This is a genomic window from Hymenobacter radiodurans (genome assembly GCF_004355185.1).
Classification (GTDB): Bacteria; Bacteroidota; Bacteroidia; order Cytophagales; family Hymenobacteraceae; genus Hymenobacter; species Hymenobacter radiodurans.
This window is the reverse complement of sequence record NZ_CP037922.1, coordinates 4,529,973-4,546,692: the sequence shown is the minus strand read 5'-3', so window position 1 is coordinate 4,546,692 and position 16,720 is coordinate 4,529,973. Positions and strand designations below refer to the sequence as shown.

Sequence of the window (16,720 nt, the reverse complement as noted above, 5' to 3'; positions counted from 1 at the left end):
CTCCACGTTCTTTGCCCTAATGTGTGCCCGTCTCTTTTTTTACTGTGTAATAGGTATGCTGCTGGCGGGCTGGCCGGGTGCAGCACAGGCACAGGTAACACCCACTCCAGCCGCGCCCAACCAGTCAGCGCTCCAGACGCCCCCGCTGCCACCAGCCCGCCCCGACACTAGCACCACGCGCCTACGTAAGCCTCTGCGGGGGGCAAAATTTATTCAACTTAATACCGAAGAAGCAGACCGAACCACCCTCGCACGTTACCGGTTTCGTCCTAACGCCCCCGACTCGCTTACCGCTCTGCGCACCATCCGCGACGTAGTACTAGCCCTGCAAGCCGACGCTTACCTTACCGCCTCCGCCGATACTATGCGTTGGAGTCGCGATACGGTGCAAGTACGGATATATGTGGGCGAGCAATTTCGGTGGGCCCGCTTGCGCAATGGCAACCTCGGTGACGGCCTGCTGACCAAGGCCGGTTACCGCGAAAAGTTCTTCCGCGACCAGCCTTTCCGCCCCCAGGAGTGGACCCAGCTCCAACAGCGCGTCTTGGCTGAGGCCGAAAACCAGGGATACCCCTTCGCTACGGTCCGCCTCGATTCCGTCGCGCTCATTGCCTCCGATATTGAAGGCCGCGTAGTGCTCGACCGAGGCCCCGTTATCGTATTCGACTCTTTACAGGTGCTGGGGAATACCAAAACGCGAACTCAGTTTTTGACCCGATACCTGCAGATTTTCCCTGGGCAACCCTACAGCCAGCAGCGTGTAGACGCCATCACCCGGCTGCTGCGCCAGCTACCGTATATACAGGTTAAGGCTGAGCCGGAGGTGCGATTTGCCCAAGGGAAAGCGCGGGTATACCTGCTACTCGACGACCGGCCAGCCAACCAGTTCGATGCCATTGTAGGCGTACTGCCCAACCCAAGCCCCGGCCCGGGCCAGAACAAGGTGCAGCTCACCGGCGACGTGACCATCAACCTGCGCAACATTCGCGGTGGAGGCAAGCAGTTGGGGCTGCAATGGCGCAAAGTAGACGCCGCCTCTCAACTCCTCGATGCCCAATATGTGCACCCCAACTTTTTTGGCTCGCCCTTGGAGGTGGGGGGCAATTTTAATCTTTATCGACAGTCTGATGCTTTTCTAACGCTTCGCCCTCGCCTGCAGATAACCTATCCGACGGTGCGGGCCGGGCGCATCAGCTTTTTCACCGAATTTCGTAGCTCGCGCCTGCTATCCGACTCTACCTTTCGGGAGCTACAGGCTCTCCCCGAAAACATCGACTCCGAGTACACTTCTTACGGACTGGATTATTCTAAAAATACCCTCGACGACCTATATTTCCCGCGTCGGGGGGCTTTTTTTAGCGGATTAGCTGCTGTAGGCAACAAGCGCATCAGCAAAAACACCGACCTCAACGACACGCTTTACACGCGAGTCCCTCTGCGCTCTACTCAGGTTACACTCGGCGGCCGCGCAGAATACTATTATCCCATTGGCCGCAACGGTGTGCTGCTCGGTCGGGTGCGAGGAGAGTCTTTGCTCAACGACCGTCTGTTTCTCAACGACTTGTTCCGATTGGGTGGCTTGGCTACGCTGCGCGGTTTTAGTGAGTTTGCCTTCTACGCCAGTTCTTACGCTGTCGGCACCGTGGAGTACCGCCAGTTCACTGGCCCCGATTCCTTCGTGTTTCTCTTTCTCGATCAAGCGTACTTGCAACGTAAGCTAACCCAAAGCACCAACGCCGATACGCCCACGGGCATGGGCGCAGGCATTAGCTTTCGCACTGGTGCGGGCTTATTCCAGCTGGTTTATTCTGTTGGTCGATCAGCGCAGCTAAGTCAAAAACTGGCACTTAATGCCTCTAAAATTCACTTCGGCATTACCAGTCGCTTCTAGGTCCAAACACTTACTCAAAAATTTGTCAGAGAATAAAGAGGCTGATTATCAGGCCGGAAAGCTCTAAATGCATTTTTTTGCAGCGCGTTACCACCTAATTCCGAAAAAGCCTCTTACATTTGCAGAACCAAACAGTGCGGGGTGGAGCAGTTGGTAGCTCGTTGGGCTCATAACCCAAAGGTCACAGGTTCGAGTCCTGTCCCCGCTACCTAAACAAAAAGGCCGTTTCCTAATAGGAAACGGCCTTTTTGTTTATCTCTGCGATAGTCGAAATTAGAAGCCCCTCCGGATTACTCACCCGGCATGCAGGGCTCTACGCTACGTAAATGACCGATTGCTCCTTCGGTGCATACTCGTATGCCTCTAAATGCACCAATACCTGGTCCATCGTCAGTTCCCCACGCACGAAGGCCTCAAGCAATAATTGCTGGTATGGGCTAGGAGTAAGGAAGGGGTGAGAAGGCAACTGAAATGCTAATAAAAAGGCGAGACGGTGCGCTTCACGCGGGCCCAAAGAGGAAGGATTGCGCATAAATCACTTAAGTATAAGTACGGATGCAAAGATCGGCAATAAGTACTTTTCACACAAGCTGAGCCATACTACGGAAATATACGGATAAGCGCATGCCATCCTGCCGATGGCCCTGCCTCCTTGTAGGAGCAACGTATACATAGCTGAAAGAGTAAAGCCTTAATTAGAAGCAAAGTAAAAAATGTGCTAAGCCAGTGGATAAGTGCACATTACTAGTGAGTCAAGTTACTTGGCCCAAGACAACGCCGGGCCAACATATGCGTAGCTGGCTTAATTGGGAGCCAGCAGTTTTGTTTTTAAAGAAAAAAGAAGAGTTGGACGGCAAAGAGGTTGAAATTTGTCCCCCGCCGGAGGCTTAGGCACTGAAAAGTGAAGATGAAGAAGAACTCCTAAGCTGAAAATCGAGCCTTCATAAAGAGTACAATAGCTCGTAGCCACTCAGATGGCTTTCTGCTCGGCAGGTTATTGCTGACGACAGTTCAGCTTAATCATAAATTTTCTTGCTTGCTTTCAATTGCGAGAACGTTTGCATGTATATTTAGTAAAGATCTATGGACGCTTCTTGTGGCCTGCGCCAGTTGCGTGTTTAGTGAAGGGGCCCGCGCACCCCACCAGCCTGCGCCACCTCCATACTCCTGATCTTACAGGCTACTGGTGTCTTATGAAATGTTAAGTGTCTATGTATCAGATATTCTACTTTGATTTTTATGTTGCGTATTTCCTCTTTTTTGAGGCACTGTACCTACGCTATCGGCTTGCTTGTTGTAGCAACTGTTAGTGGGGGGCTTTTCTTCTTGAATTTTGCGGTTGCTCGTCGGCCGCTCGTTGTTCAGACTGTGGCTTCCGATGGGGGGCTTTTTTTCAGTTTGGAAGCACCTGCCAGGCTTTTTGGGGGTGGGCCGGCTGACATCCCCGCCCTTGGCCTTACGCCAGTTTCAGACTTACCGACTATTCCCGTGCAGGAAGGGGTTGCGGCCGCGCTGATGGACGTCCGGCGCCGAGCCTACTTTTTATACCAATCCAGCAAATCTTCTCCGGCTACTTTCGCTGCAAATCCTGATCAGGGACTTCGTGCCACGCTGGACGCGGATGGATATACGGTAGCTACTTCCAACCATGCCGAGGCCGCCCCGGCTGATCAGCTAAGCCTGAAGCTACGGGGCATCGGACGGGACGGGATACTGGAATTTATGCCTAAGAAATCTTCCTCAGGCGCTGACTTCCAGGAAAATAAGGTGGCTTATACCCATGGCCTCGACTTCGCCGTCGATTATGAGAACTCCCCGGCCGGGTTACGGCAAAACTACACCCTGTTTCAGCGGCCGGCTGGCCTGGGTGGTCCGGTGCAAGTGCAGTTGGCCCTTCACACAAATTTGCAGGTAGCAGCGCAGCCGAATGGGCAAGCGCTGCGTTTGCTCAGAGCTGGTAAAGAAGTGCTGCGCTACGCGGGCCTGCGCGCTTGGGACGCTACTGGCCGGGTACTAGCGTCGCGCATGCAGCTCAGCGACGATAAAAAAACGGTGGCGCTGGTGGTGGATGATACGCGCGCCATTTATCCCCTTGTCATTGATCCGCTCATTAGCACGCCTAGTACCATTGCGGAGCCTGGCTCGAAGAAGCGGACCTCCTTCGGCCATCGCATAGCGGGTGCTGGCGACGTAAACGGCGATGGTTTTGACGATGTCCTTATTGCCGCCGCTGACACCTTTAACAATTCTGGTTCTGTTTACAAAAGCCGGGTATACCTCTATCACGGTAGCAAGAACGGATTAGTTACTACCGATCCTACAGTCTTGATAGCTCCTGCAAATACTCGTGCCTTCGGTCAAAATATGGCAACAGCAGGAGACATAGATACTGATGGGTACGCCGATGTACTCATCAGCGCTGAAAGCATTGGGAGTGGACCGAGGCTTGTATATTTCTATCGCGGCTCTAGCACAGGCCTCCTTACCGATACTCCTACAATTCTATCATCTCCTGGGAATAGTAGCAGCGATTATTTTGGCAATAGCGTCGCGGGAATCGGCGACATAGACGGCGATAGCTATAGCGATGTATTGGTTGGAGCCTTTGGTACGAATAGCTATGAGGGGCGCGCTTACCTTTATCGTGGTACAAGCTCGGGGTTGAATACAACTCCTAGCATCATTATTAATCCAGCCAAAACAGGCGAGGATTGGTTTGGCGTCAGTGTGGCCGGAGCCGGCGACGTGAACCAAGACGGCTACGCGGATGTGGTGATTGGGGCACAGGGCGCAAATAATAATCGGGGGCGTGCGTACGTCTACTTCGGTTCTAGCGCCGGACTGGCCCCATCCCCCACCATACTAAATGAGCCCCATGGGGTGAGGCTCAGCCAATTCGGGGTAAACGTGTGTGGGGCAGGAGACGTCAATGGCGATGGTTATTCTGATATTCTGGTGGGGATTATTGCCGGTCTGGGGGCACCCCCAACCGCGCCTACTTCTACACTGGCGGCCCTACTGGGATAAATACAGCCCATGTAACTCTTGATGACCCCATGGCAAAACCGGGGAGCTTTTTTGGGCTGGACATTGCCGGAGTAGGGGATGTTGACAAAGATGGGTACAGCGATGTATTGATTGGCGCTTATGGTTCCGAGGGAAATAAGGGTAGAGCCTATCTATATCAGGGGTCCAGTTCTGGGCTGCGCACCACTAGCCCCATTATATTGAGCAGACCAGCAGGAACGAATGGCTTCCTATTCGGCAGCGTAGTAGCCGGGGTCGGCGACATTGATGGGGATGAGGATGACGATATCATGATCGGTGACCCATATGCCAACAACCGACAAGGCCAAGTTTATCTGTACCAAGGGGCTAGTGTTGCCCCTTTACCAGTTGAGTTGGTAAGCTTTACGGCTGTAGCCAGCGGCGCATCGGCGGTGAGCCTAACCTGGACTACGGCTTCTGAAACCCAAAATGCCGGTTTCGCGGTGGAGCGCAGCACTGGGGGGCAAATTTTTGCTACCATCGCCAAACTTAAGGGCGCCGGTACGAGCACTGCTGCGCACCACTATAATTTCCGCGATGCGCAGCTACCCCTGGGAGAACCGATTGTCTATTATCGCCTTCGCCAAACCGACCTCGATAGTACCATAAGCTATTCGCCGGTGCGGGCCGTACACCTGTCCAAAGCTGCACCTGGCTTCGACGTGTATCCGACGGTAGTGGTTGCTGGGCGCGCGCGCTACCGCTATACCGGACCAGCCGTCGCGGCTACCTTGCATGTTATCAACCAAAGCGGCCAAGTGGTTCGCACCCAATCGGTAAAGGATATGGCAGAAGGCGACCTAGCGCTGGCAGGCCTACCGGGGGGCATTTATGTGGTGCGCTATCAAACCTCAGACGGTCACTTCCAAAGCCGCTGCGTGATAGAATGATTGGAGGCGCCTATTTTTAAATTTCCAGCTTAAAATAGCCCCCTTGCCTTTCAGGGAAGACTGCCGGATCACCAGATCGCCGGAGATAACGAAGGTACGGGGTTGAAATGCTTCCTTCAGACGCATCTGCTCCAGAAAAAGCCGCGCCGCTTGCTGCCCAATACGGTAGGGGTGAAGATCCACGGTCGTTAAGCCCGGCTCAATCATCGACGCCATAAACTCGTCGCCGAAGCCTACTACCGCCATATCTTCCGGCACTCGCAGGCCGCGCTTTTTGAGCGCTACTAGCAAATCGAAGGCATTGGTGTAGTTAATGGCAAAAATGGCGTCGGGCGGCTCCGGCAAGGCCAGCCACGCATCTAAGGCGGCTACGGCCTCTTCCGGCTGAAACTCTATATGCACCTCATACTCGGGGCGGAGCGGCATTTGGTTACGTTTAAGGGCATGCTGGTAGCCCGCTAAACGATTACGGCTGATGAGCAAAGACTCAGGTCCGGCCAAGATGGCAATCCGCTGCGCGCCTTGTTCAATCAGATGCTCGGTCACGTTGAAAGCGCCATTCCAGTCATCCAGAATCACTTTAGCGCTATCTACCTCGTTGCTCACTCTATCAAAATGGACCACCGGAATTCCACGGCAGGCCAGCGGCTTCACGTGGTCGAAGTTCTGGGTTTCGCGGGAGTGACAAATCAGTAGCCCATCTACACGGCTGGCAATAAGTGCCTGCACGTTACTGACTTCCACATCATACGATTCCTTTGACTGACAAATCATGACGCGGTAGCCTGCCTCCGTCACTACTTGCTGAATACCACTGATAGCCGTGGCAAAAAAGGGCCGCTCAATGTCCGGAATAACGACGCCAATGGTCTTGGTTTCGCTGCTCTTTAAGCTCTGAGCCAATAAGTTAGGCTGGTAATCTAGCTGCCGGGCCACGTCAATAATAGCCTGCCGGGTATTGGAGTTGATGTCAGAGTGGCCATTGAGCGCCCGCGACACCGTGGAAGGCGCTACGCCCAGCACTTTTGCCACGTCGCTGATGGTGGTTTGGTGCCGTTTGCGCTCCGGCGCTGGCAGAGCCTTGTTATCCGTGAAGTGATAGTCGCAGGACTTGCAAAAGAACCGTTGACGGCCCCGAATGAAGCCTGCCCGCATCACCGCATCAGCGGAGGTGCACTTTGTGCATTTCATCATAATATGAATAGTATTATTTCGAAATGCTCAAACAGTAGAGAAAAAGCACTCCGAAATATCCTCCTTGATTATTCGAAGATAATCTAAAATTATTTTTTGTCTTGAGGAGTTTTAAGATTACCTATCGAAACCGTTTCCGGTAACGTTTTCGATATTTTTATTTAGAAATCAGCCTGTTAGGCCATGTTTTTTTTTGCTTTCGGTTGCAATTGTTATTCTATCTTCGAGAGCAAGTCACCCAGAATAGCTTGTTGCGGGGTTTTCAGCAAACCTTTAGATACAAGCTATGGAGCTTAAAGTTAATTGGACTTTTATAATAAATAGTGCCCATGTTGCACACGATGCGCTGGTTCGGACCTCATGATCCGGTTTCTCTTCATTCACTCCGCCAAGCGGGCTGTAGCGGCGTAGTTACGGCCCTGCACCAGTTACCGGTAGGAGTGGTGTGGCCAACAGAGGAAATTCGAGCGCGGCAGCAGTTGATCGAAGCAGATAATGGCCAGTATTCGGCCTTGCACTGGGCAGTAGTAGAAAGCCTGCCGGTGCACGAGGATATTAAGAAAGGCTTGCCCAGCCGCACAAAGTATATAGAGAACTATAAAGAGTCGTTGCGCAACTTGGCCGCCTGCGGCATTCAGACGGTGTGCTACAACTTTATGCCGGTGCTGGATTGGTCGCGCACCAACCTGAACTACCAGATGCCCGACGGCTCACGGGCGCTACGGTTTGTATGGCAGGACTTCGCAGTATTCGACCTGTGCATTTTAAAGCGTCTTGGCGCCGAAAACGATTACGACTCAACCGTAGCAGCCGCGGCTCGCGCTCAGTTTGCCGCTATGTCGCCGGCTGATCTGCAAACGTTATCGGATACCGTGCTGCTTGGGTTGCCTGGCTCGGAGGAAGCCTTTCAGCTAAGTAAATTTCAAGGTTTGCTAGATGAGTACGCAGCTATTGGTGCTACTGAGCTGCGCGAAAACCTGTACTACTTTCTGCGGGAAGTAGGTCCGGTAGCAGAAGAGGTGGGCGTTAATCTGTGCATTCACCCCGACGACCCGCCGTACCCGCTTATGGGCTTGCCGCGCGTAGTAAGTACCGAAGCTGACCTCGCTGGGCTGTTGCAAGCGTATGATTCGCCGGCCAATGGCCTGACGTTTTGCACAGGCTCCTTAGGAGTTCGGCCAGATAATGACCTGGCTAGCATGGCGCGCCGATTTGCCCCCCGCATTCATTTTATTCACCTCCGGGCCACCAAGCGCGAAGAAAACCCGCGAAATTTCCACGAGGCCGATCATCTCACCGGCGACGTGGATATGTATGCGGTCGTGAAAGAGCTGGTGCGTGAAGAGCTGCGCCGGGCCCAGACGGGTGAAGGCAACGCGGCCATTCCCATGCGCCCCGACCACGGTCATCAGATGCTCGACGACTTAGAGAAACGCACCTATCCGGGCTACTCGGCTATCGGGCGGCTGCGTGGGTTGGCGGAGTTGCGCGGGCTAGAGCTGGGAATTCGGCGCAGTATGCAGGAAGCTGAAAAAAGCCCCCCAGCGCACACTACTACTGCTGCTTTCGCCTCGCGCGTCAATTAATACGTCTCATTTGCCCTCTCACCTATGCGATTCCGCTTTCTGCTCCTGCTTGTAGTTCTATGCGTTGGCTCCCTTCAACAGGGCCTTGCCGACGATGGCTACCGCTTGTGGCTAAAGTATGATCAGCTGTCAGATGCGCGCTTGCGCAAAGCATGGCAGGCGCAGGCTAAGGGCATTACACTAGAAAATGGAGCATCGCCTACTTTACAAACGGCCGCCCACGAGCTGCAACTCGGGCTGCAAGGTTTGTTGGGCCGCCCGGTGTTGGTGGGAGCATCGGGCGGTAAGGGGCGTATCCATTTGCAAGTAGCCCCCGACCCCACACTGGGCAAGGAAGGCTACAAGATATCGGAGCAAAATGGTGGACTGGTCATAACCGGCCCTACCGATGCGGCCGTGCTCTATGGCTCATTTGCCCTGCTCCGCCACATCCAGACCGGACAAATGCCCCCCACGGCGGCCCTGACCAGTCAGCCGCGCATTCAGTACCGCATGCTTAATCATTGGGACAACCCCAATGGCACCGTAGAGCGCGGCTACGCGGGTTCTTCGATCTGGAAATGGCTGGAGCTACCTGAAGTCATTGACCCTCGCTACAAGGACTACGCCCGCGCCAACGCCTCTATTGGTATCAATGGTATCGTAGTTAACAACGTGAATGCCAGTGCGCGCTACCTGACGCCCGAGTATTTGCGCAAGGTGGCAGCGGTCGCCGATGTAATGCGGCCCTATGGCATTCGAGTGTATCTGTCGGTGATGTGGGCGGCGCCTAAACTCATTGGGGGTCTTTCTACCTCCGATCCGCTCGACCCCAAAGTGCGGCAGTGGTGGAAAGCGCGCACTGATGAGATTTACAAGACTATTCCTGACTTCGGTGGCTTTCTGGTAAAAGCCAACTCGGAGGGTGAACCCGGTCCCCAGGACTACGGCCGCAACCACGCCGACGGTGCCAACATGCTCGCCGAATCGTTGGGTCAGCATGATGGCATTGTGATGTGGCGGGCCTTCGTATACAAAGCCAACTCCAAAGGCGACCGCTTCAAGGAGGCATATGAGGAGTTTAAACCGCTCGACGGCAAGTTCGACCCCAAAGTGCTGGTGCAGGTGAAAAACGGCCCGATTGACTTTCAGTCGCGCGAGCCGTTTCACCCGCTGTTTGGCGCTATGCCACGCACCCCGCTCGTGCTGGAAGTGCAGTTGACCCAGGAGTATCTAGGCTTTGCAACCCATTTGGTGTACTTGGGGCCACTTATCAAGGAATGCTTGGAGTCCGACACCTACTCCCAGGGCAAAGGTTCAACGGTGGCAAAGGTGGTCGATGGCACCCTCGAGAAACACAGCATAAGAGGCATTGCCGGCGTTGCCAACATCGGCTCCGACCGCAACTGGACGGGCCACCCCGTGGGGCAGGCCAACTGGTACGCTTTCGGCCGGCTGGCTTGGGACCACACGCTAAAATCGGATGCCATTGCCGAGGAGTGGACCAAAATGACGCTGACACCGGAGCCCGAGGCTGTGCGCACAATTTCGCAGGTGCTCAACCAGTCGCGCAACATTTATGTGCGCTACACCACGCCGCTGGGTCTGCACCACATTATGGGGCAGAGCATCCACTATGGCCCCGAGCCTTGGCTGGAAAAAAGCGCCCGCCCCGACTGGACCTCAGTGTACTATCACAAAGCCGACTCCATCGGTCTCGGCTTCGACCGCACCGCCAAAGGTTCCAATGCCTTGAGTCTATACGCCCCACAGGTGGGCCAGCTCTGGGGAAATCCGGCCACCTGCCCACCCAACTACCTATTGTGGTTTCACCACGTGCCCTGGGGCCAGCGGCTAAGCACCGGCAATACGCTCTGGGATGAACTAGCTACCCGCTACTACACTGGTGCCGACTCGGTGGTGTGGATGCAACAGCAATGGGAGAAGGTGAAGCCGAAAGTAGACCCCGAACAGCACACCGATGTAGCTTCCCGCCTGCGCATTCAGCACCGCGAGGCCCTTTGGTGGCGCGACGCCTGCGTGCTCTACTTCCAGACCTACGCAAAGCGGCCCATTCCGCCCTCGCTGACGCCCCCCACCCGTCCGCTCGCCGAAATCAAAGAGCTGGTCGACATCTATCAACTGCGCTAATCAATCCGCATCATTCTTTCAGTCATGACACACATTGAGCATCTTGTTTCATCGCATATCCAGCCCAGCGGGGAGCAGGCTAACCCGTTTTCCTTGGAAGGAAAGCTGGCTTTGGTGACGGGCGGTGGCACTGGCATCGGCTTGGAAATAGCCCGGTGCATGACGGTTGCGGGCGCTACCGTCGTTATCACTGGCCGCCGGGAGACAGTGCTGCAAGAAGCTGTTGCTGAGCTTGGCAACTCAGCGCATTATCTCACCAACGACATCTGTGAGCTGGATACACTCGAAGGCCTTGTAGCTCATATTGAGGCCACTTACGGGCCGCTGGATATTCTGGTGAACAATGCCGGAGTAAATATGAAAAAGCCCGCCTTAGAGGTCACTGACGAAGACTTTAGCCGTATAATTCATACAAACCTGAACGCGGTATTTTCGCTCACTCGCGCCTGTGCCAAGCGTATGGTAGCCCGCCGGAGCGGAGTTATTCTGATGATCTCCTCCATGGCCGCCTACTACGGTATTGATCGGGTAGTAGCCTACGCGGCGTCGAAGTCGGCGGTAGAAGGGATGGTGAAGGTGCTGGCCTCCGAGTTTTCCAAAGACAACGTGCGGGTGAATGCCATTGCCCCCGGCTTTATCGAAACGGAGATGAGCCGCACCGCCATGAACTCCGACCCCGACCGCCGCGACCGGGCCATGCGCCGCACGCCCATGGGCAAGTTCGGCCAGCCCTCTGATATCGGCCATGCCGCTGTGTTTATGGCTTCTGAGGCCGCACGCTATATCACGGGCGCCTCCCTCCCTGTGGATGGCGGTAACTCCATTGGCTTTTAGGAGCTAATTCCACTAGAAATTCAGCTTACTCTCATACCTCAAACATCCCACTTCCATGCATTTATCATTACGAAAAACGGTCTTTGGGCTGAGCTGGCCGCTTGCGGTGGCCACCAGCCTACCCCTAGCCGGGGCCATGCTCGTCCCGGTTCAGGTACACGCTCAGGCAGCCCAATCTATTTCCGGTCGTGTTGTGGCGGCCGATGGTACCGGTTTGCCCGGTGTAAACGTGGTTGTGAAAGGATCGAGTACAGGTGCTGCAACTGACGCCGAAGGCCGGTTTACTGTAGCTGCGGCGCCGGGCTCTACCTTGGTGTTTTCCTTCGTAGGCTACGCACCCCAGGAAGTAGCTGTTGGTAATCAGTCGACGATAAATGTAACGTTGGCGGAGGATACCAAAGCCTTGAGTGAGGTAGTGGTAGTAGGCTACGGTGTGCAGAAGAAGAGTCAGGTAACGGGCGCTATCTCATCGGTAGATGAGCAGTCATTGCGCGACGTGCCGGTGGCCAACATTGGCCAGGCCTTGCAGGGGCGCGCCGCCGGTGTCAACATTTCCAGCAGCAGCAATGCGCCGGGTCAGTCGCCCGTTATCCGTATTCGTGGCAACCGCTCGTTTGCGGGCAGCAACGACCCATTGCTGGTAGTAGACGGGATACCATTTGATGGTAACCTAAACGACCTGAATCCCGACGACATTACCTCGCTGGAAGTCCTGAAAGATGCTTCCTCAACGGCCATCTACGGAGCGCGGGGGGCAAATGGCGTTATTCTGATCACAACCAAGCGCGGCAAGGCTGGCGCTCCACGGGCAACATACAGCGCCTACTACGGCGTAAAAAAGCCCATCGGCCTGTATGATCTGCAAAATGGCCAAGAGTATTATAACTACCGTGCGGAAGCTTTTCGTGCCGCTGGGCAGAATCCGAACAGCGCCGCGGGCTTTTTGACGGATGATGAGCGCGCCAACTACGAAGCTGGCAGAAGCTTTGACTACCAAGACTTGATGTTCCAGAATGGGCGCATCCAGAACCACGCGCTAGGTGTGAGCGGTGGGACAGAGCAGACGCAGTACTCCGCTTCGCTCGGCTACTACGAAGAAACGGGCATCGTACCGGTACAAGGCATCGAACGGTATTCGTTGCGCGGAACCTTGGATCAACAAATCGGAAAACGGATCAAAGTTGGGTTGAATACACTTAACTCGTTTACGAAGCAAGATGATCCTAACCTGAACATCTCCTACAACATCCTAACGAGCAGTCCGCTTGCTTCGCCCTACGATGCTAATGGCCTGCCGATCCTATTTCCTAATGCTGACAATGCCCAGGCTAATCCGCTGGCTTACTACTCACCGGATGCCCACTTTGAACAGCGCCGGCGCTTACGCACCTTCAACAGCCTGTATGGGCAGGTTAACATTATAAAAGGGTTGGATTATCGTTTGAATCTGGGCTTAGATGGCCGTACAGAAAATAACGAATCATTCTTCGCTTCGAACACGCCAGCGCGTGCTGGGGGGCAAAATGCCGCCACTCGCAACAACAGCATTGCCTTTAACCTGCTGGTTGAAAACATCCTGACGTACAACCGCACTTTTGCGGAAAAGCACGATGTAAACTTTACCGGTTTATATAGCTGGCAGCAGTTCCGCACGGACGGTTTCGGTACGGGCTCCCAGAACTTACCTACCAACTACCAGCAAGCCTTTAACCTGGGCGCCGGTACGCCTACGGCCCCTAGCAGCAACCAGAGCCAGTGGGATATTATTTCCTACATGGGCCGCTTAAACTACGCGTTTGATGACCGCTATTCGGCTACGCTGACAATGCGTGTGGACGGCTCGTCACGTTTGGCTCCCGGCAATAAGTATAAGCCCTTCCCATCGGCTGCCGTAGCCTGGAATATTGCCAATGAATCGTTTCTGCAGGATAAGGCTTGGGTGAGCAACCTGAAGCTGCGTGCCAGCTATGGTCGTACTGGCAGCACTGCCGTAAACCCTTACCAGACACTTGGCTCTTTGCAGTCGAGCTTAGGCAACGGCTACTACAACTTTGGTGGAACAGGTGTAGCTGGTGCAGTTCCAGCCTCTATTCCTAACCCCAACCTGGGCTGGGAATACACTGCTACCACTAACTTCGGCCTTGATTTTGGTTTCTTCGATAACCGTGTCACCGGTGCGGTTGAAGTCTACCAACAGCGTACCAGCGACCTGCTGTTGCCTGATGCGTTGCCCACAACCAGCGGCTACGGTTCCTTTACCCGTAACATCGGAGAAACCCAAAACCGTGGTGTAGAAGTTAGCTTGACCACGATTAATATACGCTCGGCTAACAGCTTTGAGTGGAGCACTGACTGGAACTTTACCTTAAACCGTGAGAAGGTGCTTGACCTCGGCTTGGGTGAGGATGAAAATGGCAACCAACGCAGCGACATCAGCAATCAGCGCTTTATTGGTCAGCCACTGTATGTCTTCTACGACTATAAGTACGCCGGAATCTGGCAGCAAGAGGAGGCGGCAGCGGCAGCCAAAGCCGGTACTCGCGTAGGCCAAGTTAAAATAGAAGACCTCAATGGTAACGGGGTTGTAGATGGAGGTGATCGGCAAATTATCGGTAACCGCCAGCCCAAATTTGAAGCTGGCATGACCCAACGCCTACGCTTCAAAGGCTTCGACTTAACCGCTGTGGGTCTGACCCGCGTGGGCGCCACGGTGGTAGATCCGCTGCTCTTCCCTTCCAACTACATCACGACCTTCAGCGGCCGCCGCAACCAGCTCAACTTACCGTACTGGACGCCTGAGACGCCTACTAATCGTTACCCACAGCCTAACCAAAACTACTTCAACGACTTTGTACTCAACTCTCAGACCTTGGCTTATCTGAGTGGTACATTCATCAAGGTGCGTAGCATCGATTTAGGCTACACCCTGCCAGCTAGTCTCATTCAAAAGGCTAAGATGAGCACAGCTCGTATCTACTTGCAGGTGCAAAACCCGCTCATTTGGTCTCCGGTGAGCTACTACAAGAAAAACAAGGCCATCGACCCAGATGCCCTGTCTTATTCGACCCGGTTTAGTGGTAGCACCGCTAATAACGGTGGTATCTCCTTTGACGGCTTAGCTGGTACGAACTACCCTGCTACCCGCGCCTTCATTGTAGGCTTAAACGTAGGTTTCTAATCACAAACTTTTCTTAACGCTGAGTGCGTTCTTGACTATATGAAAAAGATACTGCTTACTGGTTCGGCGCTGGCTTTACTGTTAGCCGCTAGCAGCTGTAACAAAGACACACTAGAGGAAACTCCTCGTTCCATTCTAGTGCCCAGCTTCCTTGGTACACCCGAAGGTATACAGGTCGGCTTGGCGGGCGTATACTCCGGCTTGCGTAGTGCAACCGCCGATCAGGGAGGTTCTATTTTTATCTCGCAGGGTACCGATGAGTTCATGCGCGGTTTTGCCGCAACAGAAGGCTTCGAGGATTATAACGCTGGTACCCTAAACGGAACCAATGGCAACGTAACGAACACGTGGGGTGCCTACTACCGCACGATTAATACGGCCAATGGCGTAATCCAGTATGCATCCACGGCGCAGGGGCTTTCTCCAACTGCTGTTGCTCAGGCTATAGCAGAGGCTAAAGTGCTGCGTGCCTGGCACTACTTCCGCCTAGTGCGGTCCTTCGGTGATGTGCCATTGACGCTCACGTTCGTGGACCAGCCCACCAAAGACTTTACGCGGGCTCCCATAGCCGATGTGTACAATGCCATTGTAACGGACCTGAACGACGCGCTGGGCACTATTGCTAATACGGCCGCGCAGCCTGGGCGTGTAACGCGGGCTACGGCCCTGCACATACTGGCGCAGGTGCACTTAACCCGAGCTACCTCTACCGCCAAACAAGGGGACGACTACGCCAAAGCTGCTCAGTACTCCGAAGAGTTGATCAAGGATGCCGCGAGTAAGTATGGCAAAGGATTGGAGGCTGACGCAGCCGACGTATTCAAAGAAGGTAACGAGAACGGGAAGGAAGTGCTGATGAACGTGCAGTTTAACACGGACCCCACCTTCACGGGCATATCTGATAACGGAGCTGGCGGCGCCGGTCAGAACCAAACTAATTACCTGTTTCGCGGCCGCTACGACTTGCTGCCCAACGTAGAGCGTAGCATTGTATACGGCCGACCTTTTGGTCGTCTTATTTCTACCCCGTACTTGCTCGATTCGTACATTCTGCCCACAGAAACGACCCCGCGGCAGTGGCGCACCACTGATACCCGCTATAATAAGTGGTTCTCGACAATGTGGCTAGTCAATAATACGACTGGTATAAATGGTGGTCGCGCATTTAATTCAAAGGCAGTAGTAGGTGATACTGCTGCTTGGTATGCGGGCCGTGAACTTACGGCGGCAGAGCGCGCGCGTATTGCCGCTCGACCTAATGGTCCGTACGTAGTAGGTACTCCTAGCACCTACACCACCAACTTCTCACCATTCATCAACAAGTTTGACGACGCCACGCGTCCGGCTGCGAACACCAGTTCTGACCGGCCATTAATTTTGCACCGGCTGTCTGAAACCTATCTGATTGCGGCGGAAGCTAATATGTACTTAGGTGACCTCAATAAAGCCCGTGATTTCATCAATGTTGTACGTCGTCGGGCAGCCGCACCTGGCAGAGCTACTCAAATGGAAATCGCCACGAGCCAGATAAACATTGACTTTATCCTGGATGAGCGTAGCCGTGAGTTGGCTGGTGAGCAATTGCGCTGGTACGACTTAGTTCGGACTGGCAAGCTGATCGAGCGCGTGAAGAAATATGTACCGCCACTGGTAAATTCTAAGCCCTCGCCCATCCCTGGCGTTACCGACAACTACGGTTCTAACGCTGCTGCTAACATCCAGCCCTACCACGTGCTGCGTCCCATTCCGCGGCAGGAAATTGACCGCACGAGTGGTAAGATCACCCAGAATCCGGGCTATCCGCAATAGCGCACGTGAATAAGTAAAAGCATTGCCGGCAGTACGCCGAATTCGTTCGGATTCAGTGTACTGCCGGCAGTACTTTTTTAGAATGGTACCATAACCATTTAAGCTAGATACTTAGCTGGCCCAAACAGGTTGTTGCTTTACAGATCAGCACAAGTAAACG

Annotated in this window: 10 protein-coding genes and 1 tRNA gene; 9 read left to right on the top strand and 2 right to left on the bottom strand. The window is 54.2% G+C overall.

The features are described from left to right. Positions 1-55 precede the first annotated feature (55 nt). Together EPD59_RS20520 and EPD59_RS20515 are read left to right on the top strand one after the other, a co-directional pair. Positions 56-1,891 (top strand): BamA/TamA family outer membrane protein, encoded by a 1,836-nt coding sequence (locus EPD59_RS20520; protein WP_165963682.1) that lies wholly within the window; start codon positions 56-58, stop codon positions 1,889-1,891. A gap of 135 nt (positions 1,892-2,026) precedes the next feature. After that, a tRNA-Met gene (locus EPD59_RS20515) sits at positions 2,027-2,099 on the top strand. Between the two features lie 105 nt (positions 2,100-2,204). On the opposite strand, the gene EPD59_RS20510 is transcribed toward EPD59_RS20515, so the two are convergent. Beyond that, positions 2,205-2,423: a hypothetical protein gene (locus tag EPD59_RS20510; RefSeq protein WP_133274405.1), complete on the bottom strand. Its 219-nt coding sequence runs from the start codon at positions 2,421-2,423 to the stop codon at positions 2,205-2,207. Positions 2,424-3,130: 707 nt separating this feature from the next. On the opposite strand from EPD59_RS20510, the gene EPD59_RS20505 reads away from it, so the two are divergent. Both EPD59_RS20505 and EPD59_RS20500 read left to right on the top strand, forming a co-directional pair. Beyond that, on the top strand, positions 3,131-4,918 hold the full coding sequence (locus tag EPD59_RS20505) for a VCBS repeat-containing protein (RefSeq protein WP_133274404.1): 1,788 nt from the start codon (positions 3,131-3,133) through the stop codon (positions 4,916-4,918). Between the two features lie 29 nt (positions 4,919-4,947). Further along, a complete protein-coding gene (locus EPD59_RS20500; RefSeq protein WP_133274403.1) occupies positions 4,948-5,829 on the top strand; it encodes an FG-GAP-like repeat-containing protein in 882 nt (293 codons plus the stop codon). On the opposite strand, the gene EPD59_RS20495 is transcribed toward EPD59_RS20500, so the two are convergent. Then, a complete protein-coding gene (locus EPD59_RS20495) occupies positions 5,791-7,023 on the bottom strand; it encodes a LacI family DNA-binding transcriptional regulator (RefSeq protein ID WP_133274402.1) in 1,233 nt (410 codons plus the stop codon). The genes EPD59_RS20500 and EPD59_RS20495 overlap by 39 nt on opposite strands. 329 nt (positions 7,024-7,352) lie before the next feature. Here EPD59_RS20495 and uxuA point away from each other — a divergent pair, with 329 nt between their 5' ends. The 5 genes from uxuA (at position 7,353) to EPD59_RS20470 (ending at position 16,560) form a co-directional block, all read left to right on the top strand. Further along, complete coding sequence (gene uxuA, locus EPD59_RS20490; RefSeq protein ID WP_240731537.1) at positions 7,353-8,609, top strand: mannonate dehydratase; 1,257 nt, start codon at positions 7,353-7,355, stop codon at positions 8,607-8,609. A gap of 24 nt (positions 8,610-8,633) precedes the next feature. Further along, complete coding sequence (locus EPD59_RS20485; RefSeq protein WP_133274401.1) at positions 8,634-10,739, top strand: alpha-glucuronidase family glycosyl hydrolase; 2,106 nt, start codon at positions 8,634-8,636, stop codon at positions 10,737-10,739. A gap of 24 nt (positions 10,740-10,763) precedes the next feature. Next, positions 10,764-11,573 carry an SDR family NAD(P)-dependent oxidoreductase gene (locus EPD59_RS20480; protein WP_133274400.1) on the top strand — a complete coding sequence of 270 codons (810 nt, stop codon included), beginning with the start codon at positions 10,764-10,766 and terminating at the stop codon, positions 11,571-11,573. 136 nt (positions 11,574-11,709) lie between these two features. Beyond that, positions 11,710-14,751: a SusC/RagA family TonB-linked outer membrane protein gene (locus EPD59_RS20475; RefSeq protein ID WP_165963681.1), complete on the top strand. Its 3,042-nt coding sequence runs from the start codon at positions 11,710-11,712 to the stop codon at positions 14,749-14,751. A 39-nt stretch (positions 14,752-14,790) separates the two neighbouring features. Further along, the gene (locus EPD59_RS20470) at positions 14,791-16,560 is read left to right on the top strand and encodes a RagB/SusD family nutrient uptake outer membrane protein (protein ID WP_133274398.1); all 1,770 of its coding nucleotides are present in this window, start codon (positions 14,791-14,793) and stop codon (positions 16,558-16,560) included. Positions 16,561-16,720: the final 160 nt, after the last annotated feature.

What these genes read in the sequence shown, in the direction of transcription:
- EPD59_RS20520 (WP_165963682.1), top strand. Translation starts at nt 56, where the DNA reads ATGCTGCTGGCGGGCTGGCCGGGTGCAGCACAGGCACAGGTAACACCC.
- EPD59_RS20510 (WP_133274405.1), bottom strand. Translation starts at nt 2,423, where the DNA reads ATGCGCAATCCTTCCTCTTTGGGCCCGCGTGAAGCGCACCGTCTCGCC.
- EPD59_RS20505 (WP_133274404.1), top strand. Translation starts at nt 3,131, where the DNA reads ATGTTGCGTATTTCCTCTTTTTTGAGGCACTGTACCTACGCTATCGGC.
- EPD59_RS20500 (WP_133274403.1), top strand. Translation starts at nt 4,948, where the DNA reads ATGGCAAAACCGGGGAGCTTTTTTGGGCTGGACATTGCCGGAGTAGGG.
- EPD59_RS20495 (WP_133274402.1), bottom strand. Translation starts at nt 7,023, where the DNA reads ATGATGAAATGCACAAAGTGCACCTCCGCTGATGCGGTGATGCGGGCA.
- uxuA (WP_240731537.1), top strand. Translation starts at nt 7,353, where the DNA reads ATGTTGCACACGATGCGCTGGTTCGGACCTCATGATCCGGTTTCTCTT.
- EPD59_RS20485 (WP_133274401.1), top strand. Translation starts at nt 8,634, where the DNA reads ATGCGATTCCGCTTTCTGCTCCTGCTTGTAGTTCTATGCGTTGGCTCC.
- EPD59_RS20480 (WP_133274400.1), top strand. Translation starts at nt 10,764, where the DNA reads ATGACACACATTGAGCATCTTGTTTCATCGCATATCCAGCCCAGCGGG.
- EPD59_RS20475 (WP_165963681.1), top strand. Translation starts at nt 11,710, where the DNA reads ATGCTCGTCCCGGTTCAGGTACACGCTCAGGCAGCCCAATCTATTTCC.
- EPD59_RS20470 (WP_133274398.1), top strand. Translation starts at nt 14,791, where the DNA reads ATGAAAAAGATACTGCTTACTGGTTCGGCGCTGGCTTTACTGTTAGCC.